This window comes from Halovibrio sp. HP20-59 (assembly GCF_033052795.2).
Classification (GTDB): Bacteria; Pseudomonadota; Gammaproteobacteria; order Pseudomonadales; family Halomonadaceae; genus Vreelandella.
This window is the reverse complement of record NZ_JAWJUW020000001.1, coordinates 83,993-99,918: the sequence shown is the minus strand read 5'-3', so window position 1 is coordinate 99,918 and position 15,926 is coordinate 83,993. Positions and strand designations below refer to the sequence as shown.

Genomic DNA, 15,926 nt, shown 5'->3' with positions numbered 1-15,926 from the left:
TGCTTCGCTTCGCTCGCAATGACACTTCTACGCAATGACATTCAGCTAATCTTTTCTCGCTAAGCGTTAAAATTAAGCATCCGCTCAAGGGGCTTTAAAGCCTGTAGGCGCAGAGTTTCATCCACCTGAATCTCACCGCTTCCCTCACGCAACGCACCGGCTAGATTATCCAGGGCGTTCATGGCCATCCACGGGCAGTGGGCGCAGCTACGACAGGTAGCGCCGTTACCGGCTGTTGGTGCTTCAAACAGGGTTTTACTGGGCACTGCCTGCTGCATCTTGAAAAAGATACCCCGATCCGTCGCCACAATCAGCTTATCGTTGGGCAGCGCCTTGGCCGCTTTGATCAACTGCGAGGTTGAGCCAGCCACGTCAGCAAGCCTTACGACAGGCTCAGGAGATTCGGGATGCACCAGTACCGCCGCGTCCGGATAAAGGCGCTTCAGATCCTCAACACCCTTGGCCTTAAACTCTTCGTGGACGATGCAGGCACCGTCCCACATCAACATATCGGCGCCGGTTTTGTTCTGAATGTAGCCACCTAAATGCTTATCGGGGGCCCACAGAATTTTCTCGCCCTTTGCCTGCAGGTGTTCAATCACCTCGACTGCAATCGACGAGGTCACCACCCAGTCCGCCCGTGCTTTAACGGCTGCAGAGGTATTGGCGTAGACCACCACGGTGCGGTCAGGGTGGGCATCACAGAAGGCACTGAACTCATCGGCAGGACAGCCAATATCCAGTGAACAAGTGGCCTCCAAGGTGGGCATCAGCACACGCTTATCCGGCGAAAGGATCTTGGCAGTTTCACCCATAAAACGAACACCGGCGACCACCAGGGTGGTGGCATCGTGGCGGGCACCAAAGCGCGCCATCTCTAGCGAGTCGGCGACACAGCCCCCCGTTTCTTCCGCTAGTTGTTGAATCGCATCATCGGTGTAGTAATGGGCTACTAATACGGCATTATGAGCATTCAACAGCCGTTTAATTTCTTCAACCCGAGCCTGGTCTTCGGCGGGAATCCGGGTCGGGCAATACGCAACGGGCAACGGCGTATCAAACGCTGCTTGAGTAGTCATCATAGTCATCGTGTCTACCACTGTGACGAACAGGGAATCCCCCTGTTAAACACTGGGTCACGACATCGGCACAATAAGCGCCAACGCCGCTCGCTTGCGCGGTGGGCCGCTGCGTCTCTCGCGATGGCCTACCACTTATCGGCACGGCTGTTGGTTAAGCGTTACCGACATTAAATCTTAGCCTACAGGGTCAGAAATTAAACCCTAGGCGCTATCTTAAATCTTGGGGACTATTTTAGATCATTGTGGTGGGCAATTGCTGCCGACTGCAAACAGATTGTCACAACAATAGGATTTTCAAGCGCATAGCAAAACGCCCTTGGCAGCAAACTGCCAAGGGCGTTGAATTTGGTGGGTCGTGCAGGATTCGAACCTGCGACCAATTGATTAAAAGTCAACTGCTCTACCAACTGAGCTAACGACCCAAACTTACTTTGCTATTTAACACGTTCATGTTGCCATCAATACGTCAACTTTTCGGCGGACCATGCAAACTTTTGCGGCTTGTATGGTGGGTCGTGCAGGATTCGAACCTGCGACCAATTGATTAAAAGTCAACTGCTCTACCAACTGAGCTAACGACCCGTCTGAACGGATGCATATACTACTCGCGCACCCTTTTGAGAGCAAGTGTTTTTTACCGTGGATTCCCAACGACTTGGCTCTACCACCATGAGCTCTTGACGCACCCGATAGATACTTACTTACCGATCGGGAATTTTTCGCCTTCACAGGCAGGTAATCGTCGCCGGGCACGTCTTCCTTTTTTTATTCAGCGCGCTTTGGTTTTCGGTTTACGCATCGCTTGCACGGGCTTGCGCTTATGCTTGTCGCGATTCCAGCGATTCTTTTCATCCGGCGTCAAGGCGGGCACTTTGCGTGCTTCCAAGTTGGCCAGGGTGGATAAATCATCCACCTCATCCTGGGCAAGTTCGACCCATTCGCCGGCTTTAGCGCGCTTATCGAGAAAGATGTTGCCATAACGGACGCGCTTCAAACGACTCACCGTAAGGCCTTGCGACTCCCACAAGCGGCGCACTTCACGGTTACGTCCTTCCAGAATCACCACGTGGAACCAGGTATTAATACCTTCGCCACCAAATTCTTGCACATCGGTAAAACGAGCGGGCCCATCCTCGAGCATGACGCCATCAACCATGGCCAGGATATGTTCGCGCTTTACCTCACCCATTACACGGACCGCGTATTCGCGCTCCACCTGAGTAGAGGGGTGCATTAAGCGGTTGGCCAACTCACCATCAGTGGTGAACAGCAACAAACCGCTGGTATTGATATCCAGACGGCCAATCGCAATCCAACGCTCACCTTTAAGACGCGGCAAGCGATCAAACACCGTGCGCCGACCTTCAGGGTCTTTACGTGTACATAGTTCGCCTTCCGGCTTGTTGTACATAATCACCCGGCGCGGCACTTCTTCTTCCGGGCGCAGCGACACCGGACGATCATCAAAACTGACTTTATCGCGGACTTCAACACGGTCGCCCAGCTTGGCGACTTGGTTATTAACTTTAACGCGGCCGGCGGAAATCGCCGTTTCCATTTCACGCCGCGAGCCTAGGCCTGCACGGGCCAGGACTTTTTGCAGCTTTTCGCTGGTGGGCGGCGTGGTGTTATCACTCTGACTCATGGTCGTCTGACCTCTCATCGGTAGTCTGCGTGCGCCCGCGCTTGTCGTCGTCAGCGCGCTGCGCACGTGCCGCAAGCCTTGCTTCTAAATCGGCAAAGCTCAGCGGCTGGGTTAACGCCGTCTCGGCGTGTGTGTCGGCTGGTTCAGCCGAGGTTATCTGTTCTTTCTGGGGTGGCGCATCCTGCACCGTTTTGAGCGTTTCGTCTAGTGCTTCATCGTCTGAACCGGGGTCATTTTTTTCCTGAATGTCAGCATCCTTCGTCATCCCCGGTTCTTCAGGTATTTCGTTTTCGTCCCAGCTTGCCAGCGTGTGCATGGGCGGCAATGCATCAAGGGTTTTTAACCCAAAATCGTCTAAGAAGCTCCGCGTGGTCGCGTATACGGCTGGGCGCCCAGGCACATCCCGGTGGCCCACTACGCGAATCCAGCCGCGCTCTGCCAAGGTGCGCATAATGGAGCTACTCACACTGACTCCACGCACCTCCTCAATGTCCCCACGGGTAACCGGCTGCCGATAGGCAATTAACGCCAGTGTTTCCAGCAGCGCCCGTGAGTAGCGCTGGGGGCGCTCATCCCATAGCCGTGACACCCACTGGGAAAGCCGCGGGCGAATACGCAGCTGGTAGCCTGAGACCGTTTCCAGCAACTCCAGCGCACCGCCGGAATGGCGCTGCTGCAAACGCTCAAGGATGTCACGAAGCTCTTTGCGCGGGGGGCACTCGCGCTCAAGAAAGAGTGTCTCCAAGCGTTCAAGGGGTAAGGGTTCGCCAGCGGCCAGCAATGCGGCTTCAACAATGTCGTCTAAAATAATGTCATCTAACCCGGTGACAGCATTACTCATGGCGTCTCCTCGCCAGGTTCAAAAGCGGACTCGCCATAGGCATCTTCTTCTATCTCGCCCTCATCAAAAGCACTCTCCTCGCCGTCAGTCAGGGCAGCGCGCCGCGCCCGCACGTGAATGGGTGACAGGGGGGCGTTTTGGACAATTTCAATCATGGCTTCTTTAGCTAGCTCAAGAATTGCCATAAAAGTGACCACTACGCCTGGGCGCCCCTCCTCTAAAGTAAATAGTGCTTCAAAGGGGGTATAGCGCTGATGGGCGTCGTCATGACTTAGCTTCTCCATAATCTTGAGCATGCGCTCGCGGGTAGAGAGCACCTCGCGACTGATTTGGTGGGCCTGCACTAGCTCGGCGCGCCTGAGGATATCGGAGAGCGCGCTGAGCAATTCATCCAATTCCACCTCCGGGTGAATCACACGGGACTCCAGCGGCGGCAGGCCCGCCTGCACACTGAACCAGTCACGCCCCATGCGCGGTAGCGTATCGAGCGTTTCGGCCGCCTCTTTCAGGCGTTCGTACTCTTGCAGTCGGCGGATAAGCTCAGCGCGGGGATCCTCCTCGTCATCGCCCTCTGCCTTCGGCGGGCGTGGCAACAAGGTGCGCGACTTAATCTCAGCCAGCATGGCGGCCATCAACAGGTATTCCCCCGCCAGCTCGATCTCCATGGCCTTCATCAGCTCCACGTACTCGATGTACTGGTGAGTGATGGTCGCTACATTGATAGTCAGAATATCCAGGTTTTGGCGGCGAATCAGGTATAGCAGCAGATCCAGCGGGCCTTCAAAGGTCTCTAAAAAGACACGTAGTGCTTCCGGAGGAATATACAAATCCTCCGGCATTTGCGTAATCGGCTCATTAAACAGGCGCCCAAACGAAGCCGCCACTGGCTCGGTGGGTTCGGAATCAGGGCTTTCTAAATCAACAGTAGTGCTTGGCGTCTCGCTCACGCGGGTCGGTTCTCTTGGGATGTTTGGAATCAGGCGACAGCCTGGCGGTGGCGTGTCAAATCGCCCTGCCCGGCCAGAATTCCATCAATAGACACATCTTCATCCAACGCGTCCCAATGAATTCCACGAGCACTCAATTCATAGCACGCCAGTTGTTGAACTGACGCTTTAAGAAGGCGCGGGTACCAAGCTAGCGGTACACCTACCGTGCGACCATCACTTAACTCAACCCAGAAATTATCCTCATCAAACGTAACTCGCTTAGGAGAAGTAGTCATGCCAGGCCCCCTCTAGTATATCGCGGTGTTGAATAATCATCGCCGTAATAGTGCGTAGCGCTTTGGCATCAAAGCCATCATTTCTCGCCAACTGCACATCAGGCAAGAGCCAAAATTTAGCTTCAGCGCCCGCTTTAAATATATGGATGTGAGCAGGCTCTAAAGGATTACCTTCATTTGAATAGAAGAAGAACCTAAAACCCTGCAAGCTTAGCACCGTTGGCATCGAGCGCTCCTGCAGTTTACAACCTAAATATTGAATAATAGATGGTTTATCGACACAAGGCACATGCTACCCCGCCTCCACCGCTTTGCGGTAACGGCCAGCATAGTCAAACAGCTTGTCACGGATTTGGAAATGGCGCCCCACTTTGCGGCCTACGACAAAATCAGGGTGGCGCAGGCGGCGCTGTTCAGCAACGACTTCCTCTGCGCTTAGCGGCTGCCATTTACCCCCCGGCGCGCGCAGGTGGTAGCGCAGAAAGGCGGCATAGAAGGCGCGCCGCTGGGCGGACGTCTCAAGCGCGAACCACTCGGCCAGGTGGGTGCCATCTTCGTCATGATAGGTGACTTTTAAGCGCGGCAGGCCACGGCCGTTGGTGATCGCTTCCAGCTGCATACCGCTTACCCGCAACACCTTGGCGTCTTTCAGCTTTAGGGCATCCTTGAGCTTATCATCCGCGTCCACCAGTAGTTTTTCGCAGCCGTGGCAGCGGCGGGCGGCAATATCATTCTCGGCGCCGCACTCATCGCAGACTTTAAACCGAAAACGGAAGTCACATTGATGGCGCCTCCCTTCGTCATCCTCAACCAATCCCTGGCAGCGACGGCCAAAGTGCTCGATCACTAGCTCGCCATCGCGCTTACCCCAGTATAGGTTGGCATGGCCGCAGGCGGGGCACTCCACCTGCACCGGTTCACTGTCACTATCCGGCTTAGGCTCACCCACTTCCGGTGCGAAGATATCCCAGGGGTTACCGGCATAGTCCAGAATCAAACAGTCACTTTTGCCCGGCGACAACCGCAGCCCTCTGCCCACCATCTGCTGATAGAGGCTGACCGATTCAGTGGGCCGTAAAATGGCGATCAAATCCACGTGGGGAGCATCGAAACCGGTGGTCAGCACCGCGACGTTCACCAGGTATTTCAACTTCCGCGCTTTAAAGGCATCGATCAACGCGGCGCGCTCTTGGGAAGGTGTTGCACCGGTGATTAACGCAGCCTCTGCCCGGGGTAAATAACCGATAATTTCTTCAGCGTGGGCCACCGTGGCGGCAAAAATCATCACGCCTTGACGATCAACCGCGTATTCGACGATTTGCTCAATAATACCCGGCGTCGCCCGGTTTCCCGCCACTACACGATTAAGCGCCTCCTCCTGAAAAAGACCGCTTGAAGCAGGTTTAAGCGCGGAGAAGTCATAACCCTCAACCGCCATATCCAGGCGCTTTGGCGCGGCAAGATAACCCTGCTTCACCATTAGCCGTAGCGGCTGCTCGAAGACGCAGTCGCGAAAAAAACTCGCTTCGCTGCCCCGCACCATGCCGTGATGGTGGCGGTAATAGATAAACCCCTGCCCCAAACGGTACGGCGTCGCGGTGAGGCCGAGTATTTTAAGCTCTCGATTGTGCTGGCGCAGGTGCTCAATCACCTGCCGGTAGCTAGCGTCTTCGTTAAGCGATACGCGGTGGCACTCATCGATGACCAGCAGGGTAAAGTTAGCGTCGTTAAAACTCTCCAGGTTGCGCACCACCGACTGCACCGAGCCAAATACCACTTGGCGACTCGCCTCTTTGCGCTTTAAACCGGCGCTAAAAATATCCGCCTCAAGGCCATACGCCTGGTATTTAGCGTGGTTCTGCTCCACCAGTTCGCGCACGTGTGCCAGCACCAGCACCCGCCCACGCGCTAAGCGCGCCAGCTCAGCAATTACCAGGGATTTGCCACTGCCGGTAGGCAGCACTACCAAGGCAGGCTCGCTGGAGGCGCGGAAGTGCACCACCACGCGCTTGACCGCTTCCTGCTGATAGGCGCGAAGCTGAGGCGTTGGAGAGCTGGCTAGTGAGGTACTAGATGCTAACAAATTAATTAGCCCGCTACTGAACTATTACGACTTTCGTCGCGTCGTAGTAGTGATGGTTTAAATAATCCCTGAACTCGCAACGTTTATCCGCGAGAAGATAATAGTGAGGTGCGCCATGACAACCAACCATTTCAGCCCTGAGTGCCCGGAATGCAGCAGCCGTTTAAAACGCTTACCCGCGACGCGGCGGGGTAAAGCCCATGTGTTTTGCATGGATTGCGGGCATGATTTTGGGCGCTTTGAATACCTCGTTGAGCGCTACCGTTTAGAGCTTGAAACGCTGGAGGACAAGCTAGGATTACCGACCGAAGAGGCTGATAAAACAGCGGCTAGGGCTCCCCAGCAACACTCTCAATAACGGTTGTCACGACGAGCGTCACTGTTAACGGCGAAAAGAAATCCGCCGTTAACAGAGGCGCTACGCCCATCGCATTATTGGGCGCATTACTGACATTAGTTGAGCCAAACACGCGCATTGCGGAATAACCGCAACCAGGCGCCATCCTCCGTCCATTCTGCGGGGCGCCAGGAATTAGTGACCGCTCGAGCAACGCGCTCGGGGTGGGGCATCATAATGGTCGCTCTGCCATCCGGCGTGGTCAGGCCGGTAATGCCCGCCGGTGAGCCGTTAGGGTTTGCCGGGTAGCGTGTGGTCGTCTGGCCGTAGTTGTCGATATAGCGCATAGCGACTTGGCTGCTCGACTGCATGCTGCGCAGGTGGGCGCTATCGCGGAACGCTGCCTGCCCTTCGCCATGGGCGACGGCGATGGGCAGTTTTGAGCCTTCCATACCGGCAAGCAGAATCGAGGGGCTTTTCTCGACGCGCACCATGGAAACGCGGGCTTCAAACTGCTCGGACTCATTGCGCACAAACGTCGGCCAGTTTTCGGCACCCGGAATTAGCGTCTTAAGCTGCGAAAGCATCTGGCAGCCGTTACACACGCCCAGCGAGAAACTGTCCTCACGGGCGAAGAATGCCGCGAACTGCTCCCGGGCGCGCTCATTAAACAGTACCGACTTGGCCCAGCCACCGCCAGCGCCAAGCACGTCGCCGTAGGAGAAGCCACCACAGGCGACAAGGCCTTTGAACTCCTCAAGCGACACACGCCCTTCAAGGATGTCACTCATGTGAACATCGACGGCGTCAAAACCGGCTTTATCAAACGCCCAAGCCATCTCTACCTGACCATTGACACCCTGCTCGCGCAGCACGGCCATGGCAGGTTTGGCAGTATTCACAAACGGGGCGCTGATATCCTCGTTGATATCAAACGTTGGCGTGGCGGACAGCCCTGGATCGCGACTATCGAGCAGGTTGTCGAATTCGTTTTTGGCACACTCGGGGTTATCCCGCAGCGCCTGCATCCGATAGCTAGTTTCCGCCCAGGTGCGCTGGGTGAGCTGACGCGTGGTTTCCAGCAGCGGCTCTTCAAACAGCGTGACGCGCACCTGATCATCGAAACGCGGGCGAGCAATCACGCCGCAGGTTTCGATACCAGCCACGGCAAACTGCGCCAGCACCTCTTCGGTGTGTTGGCGATTGACCTGAATGACTGCGCCCAGCTCTTCCGAGAACAGCGCGTGTAGCGCCTCCACCGGCTCGTCGATCATCCAGTCGAGCTTGATCTCAAGCCCGGCATGGGCGGCAAAGGCCATTTCCAGCAGCGTGACCAGCAGGCCACCGTCGCTACGGTCATGATAGGCCAGCAGCTTTCCGTCGCGGTTAAGCCCCTGGATAACCTCAAAGAACGCCTTGATATCTTCCGGATCGTCCACATCCGGGCAGTCGCTGCCCACCTGACCATACACCTGCGCCAGCGCCGAACCGCCTAGACGGTTTTGCCCGCCGCCCAGGTCGATCAAAATCAGATCCGATTCGTCTTGCTCTAGATTGATCTGCGGCGTCAAGGTCGCCAGCGCATCGGTTACCGGGGCGAAACCGGTCACCACGAGCGAAAGCGGCGATGTGACGCTCTTTTCTTCGTGTTCGCTCTGTTCTTTCTCATCGATCCAGGCAGTGCGCATCGACATGGAGTCTTTGCCGACCGGAATCGCAATACCTAACGCCGGGCACATTTCCATACCCACCGCGTAAACGGCGTCATACAGCGCCTGGTTTTCACCCGGATGGTCGGCTGCACTCATCCAGTTAGCGGAGAGCTTGATATCGCTCAGTTTAGCAATCGGCGCCGCTGCCAAGTTAGTAATTGCCTCGGCGACCGCTAGACGGGCGCTGGCCGCGGGATTGATCAACGCCACCGGCGGCCGCTCACCCATAGCCATGGCCTCGCCCACGTGGCTATCAAAGCTTGCCGTGGTCACGGCGACGTCAGCTACCGGTACCTGCCAGGGGCCGACCATCTGGTCGCGGGCCACCTGACCAGTGATCGAGCGGTCGCCGATGGTGATCAGGAAGCTTTTGGAAGCGACGGTGGGCAGGCGCAGCACGCGATCCAACGCTTCACGCAGATCAAGATTGTCCAGCATCACGCCAGAAAGTGCAGGCTTGTGACGCGTAAACTCGCGCTGCATCTTGGGCGCTTTGCCAAACAGCACGCTCATTGGCAAGTCCACCGGCTGACTATTAAAGTGCCCATCGTGGACTTCAAGGTGGTGAGCCTCTAAGGCTTCGCCGACTACTGCATAGGGGCAGCGCTCACGCTTACAAAGCGCGTCAAAGGTATCCAAATCTTCTGGCGCGACCGCTAGTACGTAGCGCTCCTGGGCTTCGTTGCACCAGATTTCCAGCGGGCTCATGCCCGGCTCGGCGTTGGGCACCGCGCGAAGGTCAAAGCGGCCGCCGCGGTTGCCATCCTTAACCAGCTCCGGCAGCGCATTGGAGAGGCCACCAGCGCCCACATCGTGAATAAAGCGAATCGGGTTGTGATCGCCCAGCGCCCAGCAGCGGTCGATCACTTCCTGAGCGCGCCGTTCGATTTCGGGGTTTTCGCGCTGCACCGAGGCAAAATCCAGGTCGGCGCTGGAGGTGCCGGACGCCATACTGGAGGCCGCGCCGCCGCCCAGGCCAATCAACATCGCCGGGCCACCCATCACAATCAGCTTGCCGCCGACCGGAATATCGCCTTTTTGCACGTGGTGGGCACGGATGTTGCCATAGCCACCAGCGAGCATAATCGGCTTATGGAAGCCGCGCCGCTCAATGCCGCCGTCGTTAAGTGAATCCTGCTCGTAGGTGCGGAAATAGCCGGTCAGATTGGGCCGACCAAACTCATTATTGAACGCGGCGCCGCCAATCGGGCCGTCGAGCATAATGTTAAGCGCTGACTGCATGCGCTCGGGTTTGTCGTAGTCGAAAGCTTCCCAGGGCTGTACGAACTCAGGAATACGCAGGTTAGAAACCGTAAAGCCGGACAAACCGGCCTTGGGCTTACCGCCAATGCCGGTGGCGCCTTCATCACGGATTTCTCCACCCGAGCCGGTTGCAGCGCCAGGGAACGGAGCAATCGCGGTAGGGTGATTGTGGGTCTCTACCTTCATCAGAATATGAATGGGTTCCTGATGGGTAGCGTAGAGTGCGCGTTCGTCATCGGCGCCTGTCAGCGGTGTGGCAAAGAAACGACCCGCCTGGCTGCCTTTAATCACGGCGGCATTGTCGCTGTAGGCGGAAAGCACATTGTCCGGCGACGATGCAAAGGTGTTCTTGATCATCTTAAACAGCGAGTGGCTCTGCGGCTCGCCATCGATCAGCCAATCGGCGTTGAAAATTTTGTGACGGCAGTGCTCAGAGTTGGCCTGGGCAAACATCATCAGCTCAACGTCGCTGGCATTACGACCTAACTCATTGAAGGCGTCGACCAGGTAGTCGATTTCATCGTCTGCCAGCGCCAGCCCTAGCGCCTGGTTGGCCTCTACCAAGGCGTCACGGCCGCCGCCCAAGATATCCACACTGCCCAAAGGCGCCGGGTCATGCTGGGCAAACAGCTTAGCGGCATCCGAGGCATCGACCAACACGGTTTCGGTCATACGGTCGTGCAGCAGCGCTGTCAGCGCGCTCAAACTTCCTTCATCCGGCATGGCGGTGAAGCTGACCCGGTAATCGATACCGCGCTCGATGCGGCTAATCTGGCGTAAGCCACAGTTATGCGCGATATCGGTGGCTTTTGACGACCAGGGCGACTGCGTGCCTAAACGCGGCACCACCAAAAAGCGCTGGGCACGCTCAGGAACCTCTGCGTTTGAGCGCGTACCGTAATCCAGTAACTGCACCAAACGTTCGCGGGCAGCGTCATCTAACTCGTCGCGGCGGTCATGGGAGTGAACATCGATAAAATGAACATAGTGGGCAGACAGCGCTTCCACCTCGGGAACACGTTCACGCAACACCGTCAAAAGCCGGGCATGGCGGAAGGCAGAAAGGGCGGGCGCGCCTCGCAGTTCAAGCATATCCTGAAGCCTCTAGAGCAGGGGAATTCGAGCAGGGAAATCACCAGGCCGCCGTGCGACCTTTCTTTTGTGTTACCGAAAAAACCACCATGATACTGGAAAGCGGCGGCCACACGAAATCAACAAGGTGACAGCACGACCCCAGCTGGGTATTGTGGCAGTCTGTTTCATGCCGACAAGACGCCATGCTGACGCTGATTTGCCGACATTTCTTACGCCGCGCTAGCGCTTATTATGCGCTGATCGCGATGACATTACTGGTCATGGTACCGACTCTTTCCCTTGTCCCCCCTGGCGAGCACCTAGCGCGTATCAGCGCAAAAGACTTTATTACCTTTCATACCCGCAACACCCCTACGACTTATTACGAAGGTCGACACGGCCCTACCGGTTTTGAGTATGAGCTGATGCACCGCTTTGCCGACTACCTGGGAGTGAGCCTTAACCTTAATGCTAACCATCATCCTGAAAGCGTGCTGCCTGCCGTGCGCGAAAGTGGCGATATCGGCGCAGCGGCGCTACCGCTTCTCGCCAATACGCCGGGCATCCACTACACCCGGTCGATTATCCAAATGCAGCCGCTGGTGGTATACCGACGTGGCCTCAATGGCATTCAGGCATCCAGCGACTTGGTCGGCCTGGAGCTTGCCACACTCAGTGAAGCCGGCACCGGCGAAGCGCTCCGCGATTTACAGCGCCAGTATCCCGAGCTTAGCTGGAAAGAATCTCATGAGCTGGAAGTCGCCGAACTGCTCTCACGCGTTGAGGACGGTTCGCTGGACGCTGCGGTCATTTTTGAACACCAGTTTCGTTTAAACCGGCTGTTTTTCCCCAACGTGGAGCGCGGCTTTACGCTGGGCGACCCGCTCTCCATGGCGTGGGCGCTACCCAGCGGTCGTGGGCTTGGATTATTAGAAGCCGCCAACCGCTTTCTGCTGGACTTAAACGAGAGCGGCACGCTAGACCGGCTGGTTAGCCGCTACTTTGGCCATGACGACTACTTAGAATATGTGGGCACCCGCACCTTTCTTGATCACCTTGATGAACGTTTACACCGCTACACCGAATTATTTAAACAATCCGCTAAGGAAACCGGCTTTGATTGGCAATTGCTCGCAGCGGTAGGCTACCAGGAGTCTCACTGGGACCCGGATGCTGTCTCGCCAACCGGGGTACGCGGCTTGATGATGCTAACCAACCCGACGGCCAGCGAAATGGGCATTAGCAACCGCCGGGACGCCGCCCAGAGCATCGACGGCGGCGCGCGCTACCTACGCAGTATCAAAGACCGCCTACCGGACAGTATTACCGGGGATGACCGCCTTTATATGGCCATGGCGGCCTATAACGTGGGGCTAGGCCACTTGTACGACGCCCGCAAGATCGCTGAAATGCGTGGCGGTGACCCGGATAGCTGGGCCGATGTCCGCGCCGCGCTGCCGCTCTTACAGCAGCGCGAATGGCACAGCCAAACACGCCACGGCTATGCGCGTGGCGGCGAACCGGTGATATATGTGCGTAACATTCGCCGTTACTACGAAATGATTCAATACGTGGAGCGCAGCCGTCAGCAGTTCTTTCAACTAGAACAAACACCTGTCAACGAGGATCCACTGCGATTGTTCGACCTGGTGCCGCCGCTGAATTAATTCCACGCTTGTTTGCCAAGGCTTATTCACCCAGCGACCCACGCCGTGCGGCAAAAAACCCCTTTAGCAGTTTTTGCGAAGCCGATGCCAATACCCCGCCAGTGACCGCAATCTGATGGTTAAACCACGGCTGCGCCAGCAGATTAGCTTTTGACTCGACCATACCTGCACGAGGTTCAGCAGCGCCGTAAACCAGCCGAGTCAACCGTGCATGCACCATAGCGCCCGAGCACATCATGCAGGGTTCCAGGGTGACAAACAGCGTGCAGCCCTCAAGGCGATAATTACCTTGCTGCTTTCCTGCCTTACGTAGGGCAAGAATTTCCGCGTGACTGCTGGGGTCGCAACTGGCCACCGGCGCATTATAGGCGGCGCCAATAATTTCTCCTCGCACACCCACCACCACCGCGCCCACCGGCACTTCGCCCGCCGCTGCTGCGAGGTGCGCTTGGTCAAGCGCTCGGTGCATGTAAAATTCATCGCTGCGCATAAAGCCAAACTCCGCTAAGGTAGCAAAACGATCGTATGAAAGGGCTAACCGCCTCCGCGGATGCTGGCCCTCATCGACAGAAAAAACAGACGGCAACAGATAGACAGCACCAAGGATACCGATAATGACAGACGCGCTGAACAAGCTGGTGGCGTTACTTGAGCTAGAGCCTCTCGAAGAGACATTGTTTCGCGGCCAGAGCCAGGACCTAGGCTTTCCACAGCTGTATGGCGGCCAAGTACTGGGGCAGGCACTCGCGGCAGCCGCGCGCACCGTTCCCATTGAGCGCCGCCCGCACTCGCAACACGGCTATTTTCTGCGCCCCGGCGACCCGCACCGGCCTGTTGTCTATCAGGTCGACACCATTCGCGATGGCGGCAACTTCACTACCCGGCGGGTTACCGCCATCCAAAAAGGCCGGCCGATCTTTTTCTGCAGCGCCTCCTTTCAAAGCGTAGAGGAAAGCTTCAGCCATCAGCGTGGCATGCCGGAGGTACCGACACCCGAAGCACTTATCGACAGCAGCGATGCCAAGCACGAGCGCTTCCCCGGCCACCCGATCGAATTTTTGCACCTTGCGGGCAACCCCGATAACGCCACGCCTGCGGGCCAATGTTTATGGTTTCGCCTGGCAGGCACGCTGCCTGATGACCCAGCGCTACACCGCCACCTTCTCTCTTACGCCTCTGACTTTAACCTGTTGACCACTAGCCTGACCCCGCACGGCATTAAGTTCCGCGACCCAAAGCTGCGCATTGCCAGCCTTGACCACACTCTGTGGCTGCATCAGGACACCCGCCTGGACGACTGGCTGCTCTACGTGATCGACTCACCCTGGGCAGGCGGCGGCCGTGGCCTAGCACGTGGGCACATTTACAGCCGCGACGGCCGCTTAGTCGCCTCAACCGCTCAAGAAGGATTAACGCGCTATTCTCAGGGCTAAATTGACGCGCCCAACACATTGACGCCCGCAATAAGCGGGCATCAATGAGCAAGCGATGGTGAATTAAATGGTGCAGTAAATAGTGGGCGCAGCGACCTAGCCGCCGTAGACGTCGTTGATTGACTGAAGCGGGTAGTGCGCTGGGAAAGGCTTACGCGCCACACCGGAATCAACCGCAGCTTGCGCCACCGCAGAGGATATCCGCGCCAGCAGGCGGATATCGACGGGCGTGGGAATGATGTACTCGCGGCCAAAGCTCATCTCGGTACGCTCGTAGGCCTCCAGCACTTCCTGGGGAACCGGCTCGCGGGCCAAGTCTTTTAGCGCATGCACGGCGGCCAGTTTCATCGCTTCATTAATACGCGTAGCGCGAACATCCAAAGCGCCACGGAAGATAAACGGGAAACCCAGCACGTTGTTAACTTGGTTGGGAAAGTCCGAACGGCCGGTAGCCATGATCACATCCGGACGCACTTCGCGGGCAACGTCAGGATGAATTTCAGGGTCCGGGTTAGTGCAGGCAAAAATCACCGGATCCGGGGCCATTTTTTTAACCTGATCAGCAGAAAGCAGTCCAGGGCCCGACAAACCAATAAACACATCAGCGTTATCAATGGCATCATCTAAGGTGCGCATGTCGGTATCGCGAGCAAACTCAGCTTTATATTCGTTGATGCCCTCACGATTAGTGTGAATAACGCCACGGCGGTCGAGCATAATCAAATTTTCTTTACTTGCACCACAGGAGACCAGTAGCCGCATGCAGGCAATCGCCGCTGCCCCTGCGCCCAAGCAAACAATCTTAACCTCTTCGATTTTTTTACCGGCGATATCCAAAGCATTAAGCATGCCCGCCGCGGTCACAATCGCGGTGCCGTGCTGGTCGTCGTGAAATACCGGAATGCTGCAGCGCTCAATCAGCGCTTTCTCAATTTCAAAGCACTCTGGCGCCTTGATGTCTTCCAGATTGATGCCGCCCCAAGTGTCGGCAATGCGCGCGACGGTATCGATAAACGCCTGCGGGCTCTCCGCGTCCACTTCGATATCGACTGAGTTGATACCGGCGAAACACTTGAACAACACGCCTTTACCTTCCATCACCGGCTTGCTGGCCAATGGGCCCAGATTACCCAAGCCGAGAATAGCGCTGCCGTCAGAAATCACCGCCACCAAGTTACCTTTACCGGTGTAGCGATAGGCATTTTCCGCTTCGCGGGCAATTTCACGCACTGGCTCAGCCACGCCTGGACTATACGCCAGCGCCAAATCCCGCGCGGTGGCGGTGGGCTTAGTCAACTCCACCGACAGCTTACCGGGAATCGGTTTTGCGTGATAATCCAAAGCAGCCTGCTTATTTGCATCCGTCATGGTCAGAGTCCAGTTACGTAAAAATAGATAAGTGGTTCCAGAATATAGAAAAAGACCAAACGCCTCAAGCGCGTTGTCAACCTATAACAAAACGCTCGTTTAACTGAATTTTAACTTCACTTTCGTAACTTTTCGCGACCATTCGCCGAATCTAATACTGACAACGACTGTCAATAACGTCTTACTTGATGCTCTG

13 protein-coding genes and 2 tRNA genes are annotated in these 15,926 nt (G+C 56.6%); 3 read left to right on the top strand and 12 right to left on the bottom strand.

Annotated elements, in window-relative coordinates; all coding sequences use genetic code 11:
• Positions 1-59: 59 nt before the first annotated feature.
• The 9 genes from nadA to RZA33_RS00450 all read right to left on the bottom strand — a co-directional run bounded on the left by nadA (position 60) and on the right by RZA33_RS00450 (position 6,876).
• Positions 60-1,088, bottom strand: coding sequence for a quinolinate synthase NadA (gene nadA, locus RZA33_RS00490; RefSeq protein WP_317505887.1), 1,029 nt, complete (start codon positions 1,086-1,088; stop codon positions 60-62).
• Positions 1,089-1,428: 340 nt separating this feature from the next.
• Positions 1,429-1,504 (bottom strand) — tRNA-Lys (locus RZA33_RS00485).
• Positions 1,505-1,588: 84 nt separating this feature from the next.
• Positions 1,589-1,664 (bottom strand) — tRNA-Lys (locus RZA33_RS00480).
• Positions 1,665-1,851: 187 nt separating this feature from the next.
• Positions 1,852-2,727 (bottom strand): 23S rRNA pseudouridine(2605) synthase RluB, encoded by an 876-nt coding sequence (gene rluB, locus RZA33_RS00475; protein WP_317505886.1) that lies wholly within the window; start codon positions 2,725-2,727, stop codon positions 1,852-1,854.
• Positions 2,714-3,568 (bottom strand): SMC-Scp complex subunit ScpB, encoded by an 855-nt coding sequence (gene scpB / locus RZA33_RS00470; protein WP_317505885.1) that lies wholly within the window; start codon positions 3,566-3,568, stop codon positions 2,714-2,716. Before scpB ends, rluB begins: the two co-directional genes overlap by 14 nt.
• Positions 3,565-4,515, bottom strand: a complete 951-nt coding sequence (locus RZA33_RS00465; RefSeq protein ID WP_317505884.1) for a ScpA family protein — start codon at positions 4,513-4,515, stop codon at positions 3,565-3,567. The genes scpB and RZA33_RS00465 overlap by 4 nt, the downstream gene beginning before the upstream one ends.
• A 29-nt stretch (positions 4,516-4,544) precedes the next feature.
• Positions 4,545-4,793 (bottom strand): DUF2442 domain-containing protein, encoded by a 249-nt coding sequence (locus tag RZA33_RS00460; RefSeq protein WP_273196087.1) that lies wholly within the window; start codon positions 4,791-4,793, stop codon positions 4,545-4,547.
• Complete coding sequence (locus tag RZA33_RS00455) at positions 4,777-5,019, bottom strand: DUF4160 domain-containing protein (RefSeq protein ID WP_317505883.1); 243 nt, start codon at positions 5,017-5,019, stop codon at positions 4,777-4,779. Before RZA33_RS00455 ends, RZA33_RS00460 begins: the two co-directional genes overlap by 17 nt.
• Before the next feature lie 66 nt (positions 5,020-5,085).
• Positions 5,086-6,876 carry a DEAD/DEAH box helicase gene (locus RZA33_RS00450; protein WP_317505882.1) on the bottom strand — a complete coding sequence of 597 codons (1,791 nt, stop codon included), beginning with the start codon at positions 6,874-6,876 and terminating at the stop codon, positions 5,086-5,088.
• Between the two features lie 115 nt (positions 6,877-6,991).
• On the opposite strand from RZA33_RS00450, the gene RZA33_RS00445 reads away from it, so the two are divergent.
• Complete coding sequence (locus RZA33_RS00445; protein WP_317505881.1) at positions 6,992-7,234, top strand: hypothetical protein; 243 nt, start codon at positions 6,992-6,994, stop codon at positions 7,232-7,234.
• Positions 7,235-7,329: 95 nt separating this feature from the next.
• Here the strand turns inward: RZA33_RS00445 and purL are convergent, their stop codons facing one another.
• Complete coding sequence (gene purL, locus RZA33_RS00440) at positions 7,330-11,280, bottom strand: phosphoribosylformylglycinamidine synthase (RefSeq protein ID WP_317505880.1); 3,951 nt, start codon at positions 11,278-11,280, stop codon at positions 7,330-7,332.
• Positions 11,281-11,465: 185 nt separating this feature from the next.
• Here purL and mltF point away from each other — a divergent pair, with 185 nt between their 5' ends.
• Positions 11,466-12,929 (top strand): membrane-bound lytic murein transglycosylase MltF, encoded by a 1,464-nt coding sequence (mltF, locus tag RZA33_RS00435; RefSeq protein ID WP_317505879.1) that lies wholly within the window; start codon positions 11,466-11,468, stop codon positions 12,927-12,929.
• Positions 12,930-12,951: 22 nt separating this feature from the next.
• Here mltF and tadA read toward each other — a convergent pair whose 3' ends face one another.
• Positions 12,952-13,419, bottom strand: coding sequence for a tRNA adenosine(34) deaminase TadA (tadA, locus tag RZA33_RS00430; RefSeq protein ID WP_317505878.1), 468 nt, complete (start codon positions 13,417-13,419; stop codon positions 12,952-12,954).
• A 124-nt stretch (positions 13,420-13,543) separates the two neighbouring features.
• Between tadA and RZA33_RS00425 the strand changes: the two genes are divergently transcribed.
• Positions 13,544-14,362 (top strand): acyl-CoA thioesterase II, encoded by an 819-nt coding sequence (locus RZA33_RS00425; protein WP_317505877.1) that lies wholly within the window; start codon positions 13,544-13,546, stop codon positions 14,360-14,362.
• Between the two features lie 96 nt (positions 14,363-14,458).
• On the opposite strand, the gene RZA33_RS00420 is transcribed toward RZA33_RS00425, so the two are convergent.
• On the bottom strand, positions 14,459-15,730 hold the full coding sequence (locus tag RZA33_RS00420; protein ID WP_317505876.1) for a malic enzyme-like NAD(P)-binding protein: 1,272 nt from the start codon (positions 15,728-15,730) through the stop codon (positions 14,459-14,461).
• Between the last annotated feature and the right edge of the window lie 196 nt (positions 15,731-15,926).